The following is a 17,748-nucleotide window of genomic DNA, read 5'->3' as shown; positions in this document are numbered from 1 at the left end:
CTAGCGGTCCCGCTCGAGCAACGGCGCCAGATACTTGCCGGTGAAGCTGGCCTTGTTTCCGGCGACTTCCTCGGGCGTGCCGTAGGCGATGATCCGCCCGCCGCCGGCGCCGCCCTCCGGCCCCAGGTCGATGACCCAGTCGGCCGTTTTGATCACATCCAGATTATGCTCGATGATGACCACCGTGTTGCCCTGATCGCGCAGACGATGGATGACCGTGAGCAACAGTTCGATATCGTGAAAATGCAGCCCGGTGGTCGGTTCGTCCAGAATATACAGGGTCCGTCCGGTGTCGCGCTTGGATAGTTCGAGCGAGAGCTTGACGCGCTGCGCCTCGCCGCCCGAGAGGGTGGTCGCCGACTGGCCCAGCCGGATATAGCCCAGCCCGACGTCGAGCAGCGTCTTGAGCTTGCGCGCGACCACCGGCACCGGCCGGAAAAACTCATGCGCCTGCTCGACCGTCATGTCGAGCACCTCGTGAATATTCTTGCCCTTGTATTGAATCTCGAGCGTCTCGCGGTTATAGCGCTTGCCGTGGCAGACGTCGCACGAAACGTACACATCCGGCAGGAAGTGCATTTCTACCTTGAGCACGCCGTCGCCCTGGCACGCCTCGCAGCGCCCGCCCTTGACGTTGAACGAGAAGCGGCCGGGGTCGTAGCCGCGCTCCTTGGCTGCCGGCACGCCCGCGAACAGTTCGCGGATGGGCGTGAACAGACCGGTGTAAGTGGCCGGGTTCGAGCGCGGCGTGCGCCCGATCGGCGACTGGTCGACCGCGATGACCTTGTCGAAATGCTCCAGCCCGTCGATCGCCTCGAACGGCGCCGGTTCGGCCGACGAGCCGTACAAATGACGGGCCACCGCGTGATAGAGCGTATCGTTGACCAGGGTCGACTTGCCCGAGCCGGACACGCCCGTCACGCAGGTCAGCAGCCCCACCGGCAAATCGAGCGTGACCTGCTTCAAATTATTGCCGCTGGCCTCCGAAATGCGCAGCCGATGCTCGCCCGGCGCATGACGCTGCGCCGGCAGCGCGATCTTGCGCTTGCCCGCCAGATACTGGCCGGTGAGTGACACATCGTGGGCGGCGATCTGGCCAGGCGTGCCTTCGGCGATCACCTTGCCGCCGTGCTCGCCTGCGCCCAGACCCATGTCGACGACGTAATCGCTGGCGCGAATCATGTCTTCGTCGTGCTCGACCACGATCACCGAGTTGCCGAGGTCGCGCAAGTGCTTGAGGGTGGCGATCAGGCGGTCGTTGTCGCGCTGATGCAGGCCGATCGACGGCTCGTCGAGCACGTACATCACGCCGGTCAGGCCCGAGCCGATTTGCGAGGCCAGGCGGATGCGCTGCGCCTCGCCGCCCGAGAGCGTATCGGCGCTGCGCTCGAGCGACAGGTAATCGAGCCCGACGTTGTTCAGGAAGGTGAGCCGCGCGACGATCTCCTTGATGATCTTGTCGGCGATGTCGCGCTTGGCGCCGGTGAGCGTGAGCGTGTGGAAATACCCCAGCGTCTCGCGCAGCGGCCACACGTTGATCTCGTAAATGGCGCGCGCCTTCGGCCCGTCGCCGATCTTGACGAAACGCGCCTCGCGGCGCAGCCGGGTGCCGTCGCAGTCGGGGCAGGGGCGGTTGTTCTGGTATTTGGCGAGCTCTTCGCGCACGGCCAGCGAATCGGTCTCGCGGTAGCGCCGCTCCAGGCTCGGAATAATGCCCTCGAAAGCATGTTCGCGTACGGTGGTGCGGCCGCGTTCGTTGACGTAGGTGAAGGGAATGGTCTGCTTGTCCGAGCCGTACAGAACGGTTTTCTGCACCGTTTCGCTGAGTTCCTCGAACGGCGTGTCGACGTCGAAATCGTAGAATGCCGCGAGATTTTGCAGCATCTGGAAATAGAACTGATTGCGCCGGTCCCAGCCCTTGACCGCGCCCGAGGCGAGTGACAGGCCGGGAAAGGCCACCACCCGCTTCGGATCGAAAAACGTCATCTGGCCCAGGCCGTCGCAGCTCGGGCAAGCGCCCATCGGATTATTGAAGGAAAACAGCCGCGGCTCCAGTTCCTGCAGCGAGTACGAGCATATCGGACAGGCGAATTTCGAGCTGAAGACATGCTCCTTGCCATTGTCCATCTCGACCGCGATGGCGCGGCCGTCGGCCAGGCGCAGCGCGGTTTCGAACGATTCGGCCAGGCGCTGCTTGAGGTCGTCGCGAACCTTGACGCGGTCGATCACGACGTCGATCGAATGCTTGTCGTTCTTTTTCAGCCTGGGCAGGTTGTCGATCTCATGGATCTTCGCCTCGCCCTCGTGAGCGGCGCCGCCGCCCGAGCGAATCCGGAATCGCACGAACCCTTGCGCCTGCATCGTGTCGAACAGGTCGGCGTGCTCGCCCTTGCGATTGGCCACCACCGGCGCGAGGATCATCAGCTTGGTGTCGGCCGGCAGCGCGAGCGCCGCATCGACCATCTGCGAGACGCTTTGCGATTCGAGCGGCTGGCCGTGATCGGGGCAATGCGGCGTGCCTACGCGGGCGTACAGCAAGCGCAGATAGTCGTGAATCTCAGTCACCGTGCCGACGGTCGAGCGCGGGTTGTGGGAGGTCGCCTTCTGTTCGATCGAGATTGCCGGCGACAGGCCTTCGATCAGGTCGACGTCGGGTTTTTCCATCAGTTGCAGGAACTGCCGGGCGTACGCCGACAGGCTCTCCACGTAGCGGCGCTGGCCCTCGGCATAGAGCGTATCGAACGCCAGCGAGGACTTGCCGGAACCGGACAGGCCGGTGATGACGATCAGTTGATGACGGGGTAAATCGAGATTGATGTTCTTCAGGTTGTGGGTGCGAGCCCCACGAATACGTATGGTTTCCATCGGCGCTTCCGGAGGATCGTCGCTCTGTGCCCGTGCCGTGCCGTCAGTGGCGGCCAATCAGGCGGGGGGTCAAAACCGGGCGAACAAACCTGCTAATATACCTAAGTTTGAAGTTCAGGGTCGGCTCTCCCGGAGCGGACCGGCCAAGATGCCCGCCAGGGCGCTCTCACGTACAACGTAGTTCTTCATATCCATGGCTATTGACACCGCTTCCCGTGCGACTCCCGCTGCCGGCGACAATCGCATGACTCCCCTCGAGCGGCGCGCCAGCGCCTCGCTGGCCGCCATTTTCGCGCTGCGCATGCTGGGCCTGTTCCTGATCATGCCGGTCTTCACCGTCTACGCGAAGACCGTGCCGGGCGGCAACAACACGATCCTGATCGGTCTGGCCATCGGTATCTACGGCCTTACACAGGCGTTGCTCTACATCCCGTACGGCTGGCTCTCCGACCGCCTGGGCCGCAAGCCGGTCATCGTGTTCGGACTGGTGGTGTTCGCACTCGGCAGTTTCATCGCGGCGTTCTCGCACGACATCCTGTGGATCATCGTCGGCCGTGCGGTCCAGGGTGCTGGGGCGATTTCCTCGGCGGTCATCGCGCTGGTGGCCGACCTGACCTCGGAGGCGCATCGCACCAAGGCCATGGCAATGATCGGCGGCAGCATCGGCATGTCGTTCGCGGTGGCCATCGTGGCCGCGCCCACCGTCTATCACTGGCTCGGCATGGGCGGCTTGTTCGGTGCCATCGGCATCCTCGCGATCGTGGCGATCTTCGTGGTGATCTGGGTCGTGCCGAATCCGCCGGCCGCCCCGAAAATCACCCATGCGCCGTTTCGCGAGGTGCTGCGCAACCCCGAACTGCTGCGCCTGAACTTCGGCGTATTCGTGCTGCATGCGACGCAAACCGCGCTGTTCGTGGTGATGCCCCGCATGCTCGAGGCTGCCGGCATGCCGGTCACCTCGCACTGGAAGATCTATCTGCCGGTGATGTTCGCGTCGTTCATCGTCATGATCCCAGCGGTGATCGCTGCCGAAAAACGCGGCAAGATGAAAGCGGTTCTGCTCAGCGCCATCGGCCTCGTGCTGATCGCGCAGTTCGCGATGGCCGAATTGCCGCCGACCCTGTTCGTGCTCACCGTGCTGCTGTTCTTCTACTTTGCCGGCTTCAACGTGCTCGAGGCGTCGCAACCCTCGCTCGTCTCGAAGCTCGCGCCCGGCGCGCGCAAGGGCGCCGCCACCGGCATCTACAACACCACGCAGGCGCTGGGCCTGGCCAGCGGCGGCGTGCTGGGCGGCTGGCTGCTCAAGCATCACGGCCAGCATTCGATCTTCTTCGTTTGCGCCGGCATGGCCCTGCTGTGGCTTATAATCGCCGGCTCAATGACAGCGCCGGCGCCGCGTAAAGCGTGAATCGGCCCCCGCATTAAATCTGGAGAACGTCCATGGCATCAGTCAACAAAGTCATTCTGGTCGGCAACCTCGGGGCTGACCCGGAAACCCGCTACATGCCAAGCGGCGACGCGGTCACCAACATTCGCCTGGCCACCACCGATCGCTACAAGGACAAAAGTAGCGGTGAAATGAAGGAAGCGACCGAATGGCACCGCGTGGCGTTCTTCGGGCGCCTGGCGGAAATCGCCGGCGAATACCTGAAGAAGGGCTCGCCGGTCTATATCGAAGGCCGTATCCGCACCCGCCAGTGGGAAAAGGACGGCCAAAAGCAATACACCACCGAAATCGTCGCCGAGCAAATGCAAATGCTGGGCGGCCGCGGTGAAGGCGGTGGCGGCGGCGGTGGTGGTGGAGGCTACTCGCGCGAATCGTCGGGCGGCGGCGCGCCGGCCCGTTCGGCCCCGTCGCGCTCGGCACCGGCCGCATCCAAGCCGGCCGGCGGCGGATTCGACGACATGGACGACGATATTCCGTTCTAAACGCTACTCCAATCGTCCGGTGCAGCGAGGGCCGGAGAAATGCATACCCCACTCGGGCAGCGCATTTCTCCGGCCCTTGTTTTTTGGAGGCGCGTCAGCGCGCCGCCTTGCGCGGCGGGCCGCTGGTACCGCGCGCGACGAGTTCGATCGGCAGGCACTCGTTGGGCGGCATCTGGCCGCTGGCGAGCCACTGCAGCAGCAGCCCGGCGGCGTGCTGGCCCAATTCGTGGGTCGGCAGGTGGATGGTGGTCAGGCTCGGCGTGAGCTGCGACGAGATCGGCAGGTTATCGCAACCGACGATCGACAATTCCCCCGGCACGTCGATGCCCAGCGCCTGGGCTTCGAACAGGCACCCCATGGCCAGCACGTCGTTGCCGCAGAAGATACCGGTCGGGCGCGGACGCAGCTCGAGCAGCGCCCTGAGCCCGGCCCGACCGCCCTCGAAGCCGAACGGCTGTTGAATCACGTGGCTCTCGGGCAGTTGCCGGCCGCGCTGCTCGAGCGCTTCGCGAAAACCTTCGACGCGGCTGCGGGCACGATCGTTGTGCAGGCAATGTCCCGATATCACGCCCAGATGACGATGTCCCAGCGCGAGCAGATGCTGCGCCGCCAGCCGGCCGATCTGATGATTGTCGAAGCCGATCGACGGCTGCAGATCGGTCTTCGACCAGGTGACCAGCAGCGGCACCCGGCTGCCGCGAATCAAATCCCACGTCTGTGGCGAATGATCGGTGCCGACCAGCAGCAGCGCGTCGATCGAGCGCTCGAGCAGCGCCCGCACCAGGGCCTGCTCGGTGTCCGGATTGTATTCGTGCGCGGCGATCAGCAATTGATAGCCCGAGTTCGATAGCGTGGTCTGCAGTCCCTGCACGGCGCGCGCGAAGATCGCGTTGTCGAGGGTCGGCACGATCGCGCCGATGGTGTGCGCGCGGCCCGAGGCAAGCGCGCGCGCCGAGCCGTCGAGCACGTAACCGAGCGCGGCGATCGCCTCGCGGATGCGTATCTGCGTGTCGGGCTTGACCAGCGCAGGATTGGACAGCGCGCGCGAGACGGTCGCGGTGGAGACGCCAGCCCGGGACGCAACGTCGCGGATACGGGGACGTGAAATCATGCGTTGGCTCTGAGGGTGATCGGCAGTGGCAATGTAACTGCTTTCATTATGAGGGATGCGCAAAATACCGTTTATAGCGTAAACGCTAACTTGAAGATCACCGGCAAATGAAATATCTTGAATGAAAGCGGTTACATTAACGCATCAATAGCAACGGCAGTCGAGTTGCAAGGAGACAGGCAGTGCGAGGATTCGGCAATACGCAGCGCGCTTGGGTCAGCCTTATGACATTGATCGCCGCGTTGCTTCTCTGGTTTGTCGCCACCGGCCCGGCCGGCTGGGTGACGCCGATCACTTTCCCGACCCCGGCCCAAACCTGGGACTCGTTCGTGCAGATCTGCACCACCGGCTACGCGGGCGGACGGCTCGACCAGCATATCGAACAAAGCGTCAAGCTGGTTTTGCTGGGATTTTTCAGCGCCACGATCATCGGTGCGCCGCTCGGCCTGTGGATGGGTTGCTCGCGCCGTGCCGAGGCCTATTTCAATCCGGTGTTCACGCTGATCCGGCCGATTCCTCCGCTGGCCTGGATCCCGTTGGCGATTGTCTGGCTTGGCCTGGGCGCCGCGGCCAAGGTGATGGTGATCTGGATGGCGGCCTTCGTGCCGGTGGTCATCAACAGTTATGCCGGTGTGCGAAGTATCGAGCCGCAACTGCTCGAAGCCGCCGAGATGCTTGGGGTGCGGGGCAGCCGGTTTGCCTGGGAAGTGATGATTCCCGGCGCGCTGCCGATGATCTTCACTGGGCTGCGGCTGTCGCTGCAGGCCGCCTGGACCACGCTGGTAGCCGGCGAATTGATCGGCGCGGTGCGCGGGCTGGGCCACGTGCTCACGCAGGGCTCGCTCGACATCTATCCTTCGATGATTCTGGTGGCGATGCTGGCCGTCGCGCTGTGCGGCTGGCTGATGACCTGGGCGCTGGGCTGGCTGGAGCGGCGAGCCATGCCGTGGAGGGCCAAATCATGAGGAGCGCCGATCTGAGCAACGACAAGAATCCTGCGGCCTCGAATGCCGCCAATCCGGCCGGCGCCTCGCGCGCCCGACCGGCCAACCCGGCAGGCCGGGCCCGCCGGCCTTCAAACTCTCGCTATTGGGGCCTGTCGCTGGCCGGGCTGCTTACCTTCTTCGGTGCCTGGTGGATAGCCGCGGCCACCGGCCTGGCGCCGCCGCAATTCCTGCCCACTCCGCTTGCCGTGGCGGAAAAATTCATCCAGCTGCTGCACGAGCCGTTCGCCGGCTACACACTGCAGCAGCATCTGTGGTCGAGCTTGTTGCGGTATTTGATGGGCTTTGGCCTGGCCGCGGTGATTGGTTTGCCGCTGGGCTTGCTGATGGGCTGGTTCCGCTGGCTCGACTACATCGTCGCGCCGCTGTTCGAGGTGATTCGTTTCATCGCGCCGATCGCCTGGGTGCCGTTCGCGGCGCTGTGGTTCGGCACGGGCATCGGCGGGCCGATTCTGATCATTTTCACCGGCGCGTTTCCACCGTGCGTGGTCAACGCCTATCGCGGCGCCAAATATGTCGACAACACCCTGCTCGAGGCCGCCCGCATGCTTGGCGTGCCGACGCGGATGATCCTGTTCGAGGTGCTGCTGCCGGCGGCCACGCCGTCGATCATCGCGGGCTTGAGAGTGTCGGCCGGGCTCGGCTGGATGTCGCTGGTCGGGGCCGAGCTGATCGTCGCCTCGAGCGGCATCGGCTACATGCTGGTCAAAGGGCAGAGCAGCATCAATACCGCCATTGTGATGAGCGGCATGATCGCCATCGGCATGGTGGGCGGCGCGATCGATCTGGTGCTGCGCAAGATCGAGACGCTGGCGATGCGCAATCGCCCTCGCGCTCACCGCTAAACCCATACAAATCAAGGATACGAAAACATGAGCAGCATCGTCTTTGAAAATGTATCGCGCGTGTTTCAGCGTAACGGCGAGGACCTCCTGACGCTCGATGGCATTTCGCTGGACATCCACGATAAGGAATTCGTTGCGGTGGTCGGCCCGTCGGGCTGCGGCAAAACGACTTGCCTGCGCATGGCCGCCGGACTCGAATTCCCCTCGTCGGGCGCGGTCTCGGTAGCCGGCAAGGAGGTCAAGCGGCCCGGCCCCGAGCGCGCCGTGGTGTTCCAGCAGTTCGCGCTGTTTCCGTGGAAAACCGTGTGGGAAAACATCGACTTCGGCCTGCGCAGCAAAGGGCTGGCGCAAGGCGAGCGGCGCGACATCATCGAAAAATATCTGCGCCTGATGAATCTGACGGGCTGCGAAACAGCCTATCCGCATCAACTCTCGGGCGGCATGCAGCAACGTGTGGCGATCGCGCGGGCCTACGCGCTGAACCCCGGGGTGCTGCTGATGGACGAGCCGTTCGGCGCGCTCGATGCGCAGACCCGCGTGGTGATGCAGGAGGAGCTGGTGCGCCTGGCGCGGCTCAGCCCGCGTACCGTCATGTTCATCACCCATGCGGTGGAAGAATCGGTGTACCTGGCCGACCGCGTGGTCATCATGACCAGCCGTCCGGGGCGGGTCAAGGAAATCATCGACATCAAACCGGTACGCGAGGCCCACCACTGGGACCAATACAACAAGATCGAGGACGTGATGGATCTCGAGTCGTTCGTGCATTTGCGAACGCACATCTGGAAGTCGTTGCGCGAGGAGCATGCCGGACGGGAGCATTGAGCCGCCAGTCCATGGCTTGCTGGGTATCAATCGTTTGTTTGCCACAACACACAATACGAGGATGACACAATGAAACGCATTTTCCGCAGTCTCGTCAGGGGAGCAGCACTATGGGCGGCCATCGGCACGATCGGCGCATCCGCGTTCGCGGCGGAGCTCACACCGATCAAGGTCAGCTACCAACCGGCGCTTTACTGGGCTTTGCCGTTCTATGTCGCCACCGAAAAGGGCTGGTGGGCCGAACTCGGCCTGAAACCTGAATTCTCGATTTTCCCGGCGGGCGTGCCGCAAATGGCAGCGTCGGCCTCGAAGTCGTGGGATGTCGGCGGCACCGGCTCAGTGCCGGCCGTGCTCGGCTCGCAACGCTTCGGCATCAAAACGATCGGTCTGACCAACGACGAATCGCAGGCCAACGTGCTGATGGTGAGCAAATCGCGCTACGCGCAGGTCAAGGCCGATCCGAAGCTGCTTAAGGGGCAGACCATCGTATTGACCTCTAACTCGACCGGCGACTATGCCGTGCAGGCGTGCCTGAAAAAGTTCGGCCTGTCCAAGGACGACGTCACCCTGAAGAACATGGGGCAGGCCGAGATCATCTCGGCGATGTCATCCGGCAATGCGGATTACGGCGGCGTATGGGCGCCCAACGATTACACGCTGGAAGAGAAGGCGGGCGCCAAAGTGCTGTGCACCGGCAAGGACGGCGGCGCGGTGGTTCCGGGCGCGTTGATCGTGCGCGGCGACTACGCGAAGGAGCATCCGGAGAACGTGGCGAAATTCCTGGCGATCTATCTGCGCGCATGGGCGTGGATGAATGCGCATCGGCCGCAGGCGCTGGAGATGATGAAGAAGTTCTACGCGCAGGGCGGCGTGTCGATCTCGGAAGCCTCGATGGAACAGGAGTTCAACACGCGGCCGACCTTCGACCTGAAGCAGCAACTGCAGGCGATGGACCGCGCCAAAGGGCCGTCTGAAATGGATCGCTGGTTTACCGATATTGCCAAGTTCATGCACGCCGCCGGCTCGCTGAGCACGGTGCCGGCCGCGCACAGCTATATCACCAATACCTACATGAAACGTGTCGAGGCCGACCCGAAGCTGGCTGCGTTCGCTTCGCAGACGAATTGATGCAGTAGCGCGACAGAGCCGTCGCAGCATTGTCTGATTAAGGCTGCTGCCGTGAGCTGTAAAGGGGGCCGGCCTGCCGGCCTTCTAAAAACTTCATGATGTAACCGCTTTCATTTTGTGCAAGGAGATTGTCATGGCAGTGACCTATCTGAAAAAGGCGACGAAAACCCCGGAGACCGAGACGGCAACCGCCCAGAAGGTCGTGACCGAAATGCTGCACGAGATCGAGACGCGCGGCGAGGCGGCGGTTCGCGAATACGCCAGCAAGCTCGACAAATGGACGGGCGATCTGATCGTCTCGCCGGCCGAGATCGAGCGCCGCGCCAAGGAGGTGCCGGCGAGCGTGCGGGCCGACATCGATTTCGCCGCGAAACAGGTGTTCGATTTCGCCGTCGCGCAGCGCGAGTCGCTGCGGGAATTTTCGGTCGAGCTGTATCCGGGCGTCACCGCCGGCCAGCGTGTGGTTCCGGTCAACGTGGTGGGCTGCTACGCGCCGGCCGGCCGCTACGCGCACATTGCTTCGGCCTACATGAGCGTGGCCACCGCCAAGGCTGCCGGCGTCAAGACCATCATCGCGTGTTCCAGCCCGTTTCGCGGCGAGGGCATTCACCCGTACGTGCTGTATGCGTTCAAGTCGGCTGGTGCCGACATCGTCATGACGCTGGGCGGTGTGCAGGCCATCGCGACCATGGCTTATGGACTTGTCACCGGCAAGCCGGCCGACGTGGTGGTGGGGCCGGGCAACAAGTTCGTTGCCGAGGCCAAGCGCACATTGTTCGGCAAGGTGGGTATCGACGTCTTCGCCGGTCCGTCCGAAGTCGCGGTGATCGCCGACGATACGGCCGATGCCGCGATCGTCGCGAGCGATCTGGTCGGGCAGGCCGAGCATGGTCACGAGTCGCCCGCGTGGCTCTTCACGACCTCGCGCGCCCTGGCCGAAGACGTCATGCGTCGCGTGCCAGAGCTGATCGCGGCGTTGCCGCCGATCGCGCGCGACGCGGCCGGCAGCGCCTGGCGCGACTATGGCGAAGTGGTGTTGTGCGATACGCGCGAGGAGGTCGCCGAGGTGTCGGACCGCTACGCGTCGGAGCATCTCGAAGTGCATGCGGCCGATCTCGACTGGTGGCTGGCCAACCTGACCTGTTACGGCTCGCTGTTCCTCGGCGAGGAGACCACCGTGGCGTTCGGCGACAAAACCAGCGGCCCGAACCATGTTCTGCCAACCAAAGGCGCGGCGCGCTATTCGGGCGGGCTGTCGGTCCATAAATTCATGAAGACCCTGACCTGGCAAAAAATGTCCCGGCAGGCTGCCCACCAGATCGGCCAGGTGACCGCGCGCATTTCCCGTCTCGAAGGCATGGAGGCGCATGCGCGCACCGCCGACGATCGTCTCGCCAAGTATTTTCCCGATGAACGCTTTGCGCTCGGCGACGCCGTGACGCAGTAACCTGGCGATGCCACCGAACCACAGGCCGACGACATGAACCTACCGACACTGTTTGATCTGAGCGGGCGCACCGCGCTGGTCACCGGCGGCAACGCCGGCATCGGCGAGGCGATGGCTACCGCGCTCGGCCTGGCGGGCGCAAGCGTGGTGCTGCTCGCGCGCCGCGAGACCGAATTGGCGGCGGCGGCTGACCGCCTGGGGCAATCGCGCATCAAGGCCGACTACCTATGCGCCGATCTGGCTTCGGCCGACGGCGCCCGGGAAGGAGCCGAGCGCGCGCAGGCACGCGCCGGGCACATCGACATTCTGGTCAACGCGGCCGGCATCAATTTGCGCCAGCCGTTTGCCGAAGTCACGCCGCAAGCCTGGCAGCAGCAACTGGCGCTGCATCTGGGCGCGCCGTTTTTCCTGACGCAGGCGCTGGCGCCGGCGATGCGCGAGCGCGGCTGGGGGCGCATCATCAATCTTGCCTCGCTGCAGTCGTATCGGGCCTTTGCCGACAGTGCGCCCTATGGCGCCGGCAAGGGAGGCGTGCTGCAGTTGACGCGCGCGATCGCTCAGGCGTGGTCCCCTCATGGCATCACCTGCAATGCGATCGGCCCGGGTTTTTTCCCCACGGCGCTGACCGCGCCGGTATTCAACGACCCGCAGCTGTCGCAGCGGCACGCGGCCCAGACCTGCATCGGCAGAAACGGTGCGCTCGAAGACCTGTACGGCGTGACGCTGTTCCTGGCCAGCGACGCTTCGGCCTATATCACCGGTCAGACGATCATGGTCGACGGCGGCTACACGGCGAGATGACCGACGTGCAGCGGATGTCCTCGCATGAAGCCTTTGTTTGCATCGGATTGACGCAAAAGAGAACACACCCATGAAAGCTTTGGTCTACACGCAGCCGAACGAAGTCGCGGTGCAAGAGCGGCCCTATCCGGCGTTGGCCGCCGGCGAGGTGATCCTGAAAATCGACGCGGTCGGCATTTGCGGCTCCGACATGCATGCCTATCACGGTCACGACCCGCGCCGCCAGCCCGGCCTGGTGCTGGGGCACGAGCTGGCCGGCACGATCGTCGAGAGCGCCGTGCCGGCATGGCCGGTGGGGCGGCGCGTGAGCGCCAACCCGCTGATCACGTGCGGCGTATGCGCGTACTGCGTGCAGGGACGCGACAACCTCTGCGCGAACCGCACCATGGTCGGCATGACGCGGCCTGGCGCGTTTGCCGAATATATGGCGATTCCGGCGGCGAGCCTGATCGACATTCCGCAGGACATGCCGGCGCTCAAGGCGGCCGTGACCGAGCCCGCGGCCACCGCGCTGCATGCGATCAACCTGTCGATGCGCGCGTTCGCACGTCCGCTGCCCGAGACCCGTACGCTGGTCATCGGCGGCGGCGCGATCGGGCTGCTGGCGGCGCTGCTGCTGCGCTCGTACGGCTGCCGCCATGTCACGATGGCCGAAGTCAATCCGCTGCGCCGCGCCTCGGCGCAGCAGCATGCGGGCTGCCTCGCTTTCAATCCGCTCGACACCCCGGCCGAGGAGAGCGCTTACGACTATGTGATCGATGCGGTCGGCGCCAAGCCCACGCGGGCCGCCGCGCTGCAGGCGGTCAAGCCGGGTGGCGTGGTGATGCACATCGGCTTGCAGGACTGGGCCAGCGAGATCGACATGCGCAAATTGACGCTCGCCGAAATCACCCTGATGGGGACGTACACTTACTCGACCGCCGACATGCGCGCCACCGTACAGGCGATCTACGAAGGCGCTTTCGGCGACCTGAGCTGGGTCGAGTCGCGCCAGCTGGAGGCAGGGCCCGCCGCCTTCGCCGATCTCGACCAGGGGCGCGCCGCCTCCAGCAAACTGGTGCTGCTGCCTCACGCCTGAGGGCGTGCGCGCCATGACGCGGGCGGCATCGGTTAGGCCGCCGCCCCGGTGACTTGGCAGAACGATCCTTTTCTTCCCGCGGTAAGACTTGCGGATGGTCGTGTATGATTTTCCTGCGCCGACAACAATAAACAAGTCGTGGGGAAATCGGGGACCCATCTGGACGTTACCGCAAGAAGAACAGGAGAAGGCCATGTCATTCATGCAACACCTGCGATCCCTCATTCGTCTGTCCTGCCGGGTAAAGCTGTCGCCCCGGGTTTTGGCCGTCTTTGCCGCATTGGTGCTGGCGCAGGCCGCCCACGCGGTTTCGCCGCCGCCGGCCTATGGCAGGCATGGCATGGTGGTGACGACTCAACATCTGGCCACGGAAGTCGGCCTGAAAATTCTGAAGGAGGGCGGCAATGCCATCGATGCCGCGGTTGCGGTGGGATACACGCTGGCGGTGGTCGATCCGTGCTGCGGCAATATCGGCGGCGGCGGTTTCATGACCCTGCATCTGGCCGATGGCCGTAATATCTTCGTCAATTTCCGCGAGCGTGCGCCGCTCAAGGCTACCCGCGACATGTACCTGGACGCCAAGGGCAACGTGGTGCCGGGGCGCAGCACGCGCGGCTACCTCGCGGTGGGCGTGCCGGGTACGGTGATGGGGCTCGATACGGTGCTGCGCGAATACGGCACGATGACCCGCCAACAGGTCATGGCGCCGGCGATCAGGCTGGCCGAACATGGTTTCGTTCTGCAGCGCGGCGACGTCGACATCATGACCGGCAGCGGCAAACAGGGCGATCTCGATGCGCTGCGCGGGCCGAGCAAGCTGTTTGCGCAAGAGCCGAATATCGCGGCGATCTTCCTCAAGCACGGCAAGCCTTATCAGGTCGGCGATCGTCTGGTGCAGACCCATCTGGCGCACACCTTGCGCCTGATCGAAAAGGACGGCGCCAAGGCGTTTTATAAGGGGCCGATCGCCGACGCGATCGTCAAGGCGAGCAACGAGCACGGCGGCATCCTGAGCAAGGCCGACTTCGAAAACTATTTCGTCGAAGAAACCAAGCCCATCGAATGTGATTATCACGGCTACCACGTGATCTCGGCGCCGCCGCCAAGCTCGGGCGGCACTACGCTATGCGAGATCCTGAATATCATCGAGCCGTATCCGCTGGCCAAAATGGGCTTTCACTCGGCCGCCGCCACCCATGTGATGGTCGAGGCGATGCGTCACGCCTATGTCGACCGCAACACCTTGCTGGGCGATCCCGATTATGTGAAAGCGCCGATCGCGCGCCTGATTTCGAAGGACTATGCGGCGCGGATTCGCGCGGCCATCAAGCCTGACCAGGCCACGCCGTCGAGCGAGGTCAAGCAGGGCGTGGCGCCGCACGAAGGCACCAATACCACCCACTTCTCAATCGTCGACGACAAGGGCAATGCGGTGTCCACCACGTACACCATCAACAATTACTTTGGCGCGAACGTGATGGCCGGCAATACGGGCTTTTTCCTCAACGACGAAATGGACGACTTCACCTCGAAGGTTGGCGTGCCGAACCTTTATGGCCTGATCCAGGGCGAGAACAACGCAATCGCGCCGGGCAAGCGGCCGCTGAGCTCGATGACGCCGAGCATCGCCACCAAGGATGGCAAGCTGTTCATGGTATTCGGCAGCCCGGGCGGGTCGCGCATCATCACGATCGCGCTGGAAGTTTTCTCGGACGTGGTCGACTACGGCATGAACGTGCAGGAGGCGGTCGATGCGCCGCGCTTCCATCACCAATGGCAGCCCGACGTGATTCAGTATGAGCCTTATGCGTTCTCGCAGGACACCATCGACAAGCTCAAGGCCATGGGATATCACTTCAAGGCCTACAGGCCATGGGGCGCGGCCGAAGCGATCGTGGTCGATCCGGCCACTGGCATGCTGACCGGCGGCACCGACCAGCGCCACCCGGCGGGCGCGGCGATGGGCTACTGAGCCCGAGTCCGACCGATCGCGGCAACAGGCGCCCAAGCATTCATGCTTGGGCGTTTTTCACGAATGCCGCAGCGCATGGCGACGATGCCTGCACGGCGGGTCGGGCGCAAAGGTATACACAGCCGCGGCAAAAGCCTCTACAGTGGGCGCCGTTGTGCGCGTGCGCCGCGGGAGTACCCGGCTTCCTCCCGGTCGCTCGCTGCCGCAGCCCCTTTTCTGGAATTCCCGATGTCGATCATCACTCCATTCGTTGCCCCGATTTCCCGCCAGCATGGCTGGCACCCGCTGACCCGGCGCACGCGAGGTGCATCATGACCACGACTGACACCGCGACGATCGCCTGGACCGAGGACGGTCAGGCGCGTTCGGCCCGCTGGCGCGCCGAGGGCGGCATGCCGCCGCCCAAGCGGGTGGTGGTCGCCGACGACCGCATGACAGCGGACGCCGCTTTCCGGCTGGCCAGCGAAGGCACGGCGCTGTTGTGGCGCGGCGACTTCCAGAACGCGCGCCAACTCTTGCAGGCGTTGGCGCGTCGGGTCGATCACAAGCCTCGCAAGGCGGCCAAGGTGCCGTCGTCGCTGACCGAAGCGTTTCACTGGCAGCGTCAGGCGCAGTCGCAGCGCGCCCGTACCCTGGGCATGCTGTTGATCCCGTTCGAGAGCGGCCACCGCATTCCATTGCGCCGCGCGCCCGACGTCGCGCTGGCCTGCGAGCAAGCGTACGGGCCGGCGGCCGAACCGTATGTGACCTCGCTGCGCGAGTTGCAAGGCATCATCGGCGCGCACGAGTGGCGCAAGAAGGGGGTCGAAATACCGGCGCTGAATGCGCGAATTCATCCGCATTACGGGGTGTTTTCGCCGGTTCGCGGCGAGTACGTCGAGCTGGTCGCCTCGGCACCTTTGCCGGCGCGCACGCTGGCGTTCGACATCGGCACCGGCACGGGAGTGCTGGCCGCCGTGCTGGCGCGCCGTGGCGTGGCCAGCGTGATCGCGACCGACCAGCAGCCGCGGGCGCTTGCCTGCGCGCGCGAGAACATCGAGCGGTTGGGCTTGACCCAACAGGTCTCGGTGCTCGAGGCCGATCTGTTTCCGCCCGGCCGCGCACCGCTGATCGTCTGCAATCCGCCCTGGCTTCCGGCCCGGCCCAGTTCAGCGCTGGAGTCCGCCGTGTACGACCCTGACGGCCGCATGCTGCGCGGCTTCCTGGCGGGCCTGGCGGCGCACCTGAGCCCGGGAGGCGAAGGCTGGCTGATTCTCTCGGATCTGGCCGAGCATCTTGGCCTGCGCACTCGTGACGAATTGCTGGCGGCCATTGAGGCGGCCGGCCTGAAGGTGCTCGGCAAGATCGACACCCGGCCGCACCACCCGCGTGCCGCCGACGCGAGCGACCCGCTGCACGCCGCGCGGGCTGCGGAGATAACCTCGCTGTGGCGCCTGGCGGCGCAATAGAAGGTCAGCGGCCGGCCAAATAGGCCAGGACCCCCTCACCGGCGACCACACCGCTGGCAAAGCAGGCGCTCAGCAGGTAACCGCCGGTCGGCGCTTCCCAGTCGAGCATTTCGCCGGCGCAAAACACGCCCGGCATGTGCTTGATCATCAGGTGCGCATCGAGCGCCTCGAGCGCGACGCCGCCCGCGCTGCTGATGGCCTCGGCGATCGGGCGCGGGCGCAGCAAGCGGATCGGCAATGCCTTGATGCCTCGCGCCAGGCGAGCCGGGTCGGCGAATGCATCCCTGGATAGACACTCGCGCAGCAGCCCGGCCTTGACGCCGGCGATGCCGAGCCGGCTTTGCAAATGGCTGGACCACGAACGCGCGCCGCGCGGATGCGAGACTTCGCGCATGACGCGCTCCTGCGGGACATCCGGGAGCAAATCCATCAGGACCTCGGCCGAGCCATTGGCGGCAATAAGGTCGCGGATCGGGGCCGAGAGCGCGTAGATCAGGCTGCCTTCGAGACCGGTGGAGCTCGCCACGCATTCGCCGCGCCGCGCAACGACGCTGCCGTCGAGCGCGGTGACGCTGAGTGCCACCGTCTTGAGCGGGGCGCCGGCGAAGCGGGCCTGGAAGTGGTCGCTCCAGTCGGCGTCGAAACCGCAGTTGGCCGGCCGCAGCGGTGCCACGGGCACGCCGCGTTGCGCCAGGCGCGGCACCCACGCGCCGTCCGAGCCCAGGCGCGGCCAGCTGGCGCCGCCCACGGCCAGCACCACGGCGTCGGCATGCCGCGTGTATTCGCCTTCGGGCACGGCAAAACGCAGCGCGATCGCGCCTTCGTTGCCGTCCGCGGCGCTCCCGGGGTTGTCGTCAGTGTCCCAGCCGATCCAGCGATGCCGCATGTGAAATTGCACTTGCGCGCCGCGCAGCCGGTGCAGCCACGCGCGCAGCAGCGGCGCGGCTTTCATGTCGGTCGGAAAAACCCGCCCGGAGGTGCCGACGAAGGTCGCTACGCCGAGCTCGTGCGCCCAGGCGCGCAGCGCCTGCGGGTCGAAGCGCGCGAGCCACGGCGCGAGGTCATCGCGCCGTGTGCCATAGCGCGCCAGAAACGGCGCCATCGGCTCGCTATGGGTGAGGTTCAGGCCGCCGCGGCCGGCCATCAGAAACTTGCGCCCGACCGACGGCATCGCGTCGTACAGGTCGACGCGCGCGCCGCCCGCGGCAAGCGTTTCGGCAGCCATCAGGCCGGCCGGGCCGCCGCCGATCACGGCGACGCAACGGGGCGCGAGCGCGCTCGAGACTCGACTCATG

The 17,748-nt window shown here is 65.0% G+C and carries 14 protein-coding genes; 11 read left to right on the top strand and 3 right to left on the bottom strand.

The genetic code is table 11. The annotated features are described in order from the left end of the window. Complete coding sequence (gene uvrA / locus PATSB16_RS16115) at positions 1-2,865, bottom strand: excinuclease ABC subunit UvrA (RefSeq protein WP_047215081.1); 2,865 nt, start codon at positions 2,863-2,865, stop codon at positions 1-3. A 244-nt stretch (positions 2,866-3,109) separates the two neighbouring features. On the opposite strand from uvrA, the gene PATSB16_RS16110 reads away from it, so the two are divergent. After that, a complete protein-coding gene (locus PATSB16_RS16110; protein WP_047215080.1) occupies positions 3,110-4,273 on the top strand; it encodes an MFS transporter in 1,164 nt (387 codons plus the stop codon). A 32-nt stretch (positions 4,274-4,305) separates the two neighbouring features. Beyond that, positions 4,306-4,794: a single-stranded DNA-binding protein gene (ssb, locus tag PATSB16_RS16105; protein WP_047215079.1), complete on the top strand. Its 489-nt coding sequence runs from the start codon at positions 4,306-4,308 to the stop codon at positions 4,792-4,794. A gap of 94 nt (positions 4,795-4,888) precedes the next feature. On the opposite strand, the gene PATSB16_RS16100 is transcribed toward ssb, so the two are convergent. Continuing rightward, a complete protein-coding gene (locus PATSB16_RS16100; protein WP_047215078.1) occupies positions 4,889-5,905 on the bottom strand; it encodes a LacI family DNA-binding transcriptional regulator in 1,017 nt (338 codons plus the stop codon). A gap of 224 nt (positions 5,906-6,129) precedes the next feature. Between PATSB16_RS16100 and PATSB16_RS16095 the strand changes: the two genes are divergently transcribed. The 9 genes from PATSB16_RS16095 (at position 6,130) to PATSB16_RS16055 (ending at position 16,453) form a co-directional block, all read left to right on the top strand. Beyond that, positions 6,130-6,870 (top strand): ABC transporter permease, encoded by a 741-nt coding sequence (locus PATSB16_RS16095; RefSeq protein WP_047216667.1) that lies wholly within the window; start codon positions 6,130-6,132, stop codon positions 6,868-6,870. Further along, positions 6,867-7,754 (top strand): ABC transporter permease, encoded by an 888-nt coding sequence (locus PATSB16_RS16090; protein WP_083566820.1) that lies wholly within the window; start codon positions 6,867-6,869, stop codon positions 7,752-7,754. Before PATSB16_RS16095 ends, PATSB16_RS16090 begins: the two co-directional genes overlap by 4 nt. A 27-nt stretch (positions 7,755-7,781) precedes the next feature. Then, entirely contained in the window at positions 7,782-8,579 is a 798-nt protein-coding gene (locus PATSB16_RS16085) for an ABC transporter ATP-binding protein (RefSeq protein ID WP_047215077.1), read from the top strand. A 69-nt stretch (positions 8,580-8,648) separates the two neighbouring features. Continuing rightward, positions 8,649-9,707 carry an ABC transporter substrate-binding protein gene (locus PATSB16_RS16080; RefSeq protein WP_047215076.1) on the top strand — a complete coding sequence of 353 codons (1,059 nt, stop codon included), beginning with the start codon at positions 8,649-8,651 and terminating at the stop codon, positions 9,705-9,707. Between the two features lie 133 nt (positions 9,708-9,840). After that, positions 9,841-11,154, top strand: coding sequence for a sulfopropanediol 3-dehydrogenase (hpsN, locus tag PATSB16_RS16075; RefSeq protein WP_047215075.1), 1,314 nt, complete (start codon positions 9,841-9,843; stop codon positions 11,152-11,154). A 33-nt stretch (positions 11,155-11,187) separates the two neighbouring features. After that, positions 11,188-11,955 (top strand): SDR family NAD(P)-dependent oxidoreductase, encoded by a 768-nt coding sequence (locus PATSB16_RS16070; RefSeq protein WP_047215074.1) that lies wholly within the window; start codon positions 11,188-11,190, stop codon positions 11,953-11,955. A gap of 70 nt (positions 11,956-12,025) precedes the next feature. After that, positions 12,026-13,033, top strand: coding sequence for an alcohol dehydrogenase catalytic domain-containing protein (locus PATSB16_RS16065; protein ID WP_047215073.1), 1,008 nt, complete (start codon positions 12,026-12,028; stop codon positions 13,031-13,033). Between the two features lie 202 nt (positions 13,034-13,235). Then, positions 13,236-15,005 (top strand): gamma-glutamyltransferase, encoded by a 1,770-nt coding sequence (ggt, locus tag PATSB16_RS16060; RefSeq protein ID WP_047216665.1) that lies wholly within the window; start codon positions 13,236-13,238, stop codon positions 15,003-15,005. Between the two features lie 311 nt (positions 15,006-15,316). After that, on the top strand, positions 15,317-16,453 hold the full coding sequence (locus tag PATSB16_RS16055) for a methyltransferase (RefSeq protein ID WP_047215072.1): 1,137 nt from the start codon (positions 15,317-15,319) through the stop codon (positions 16,451-16,453). Positions 16,454-16,457: 4 nt separating this feature from the next. Here the strand turns inward: PATSB16_RS16055 and PATSB16_RS16050 are convergent, their stop codons facing one another. Next, on the bottom strand, positions 16,458-17,747 hold the full coding sequence (locus PATSB16_RS16050) for a TIGR03862 family flavoprotein (protein WP_047215071.1): 1,290 nt from the start codon (positions 17,745-17,747) through the stop codon (positions 16,458-16,460). Between the last annotated feature and the right edge of the window lies 1 nt (position 17,748).

This window comes from Pandoraea thiooxydans, assembly GCF_001931675.1.
GTDB lineage: Bacteria > Pseudomonadota > Gammaproteobacteria > Burkholderiales > Burkholderiaceae > Pandoraea > Pandoraea thiooxydans.
This window is presented reverse-complemented; position numbering and strand designations above follow the sequence as displayed.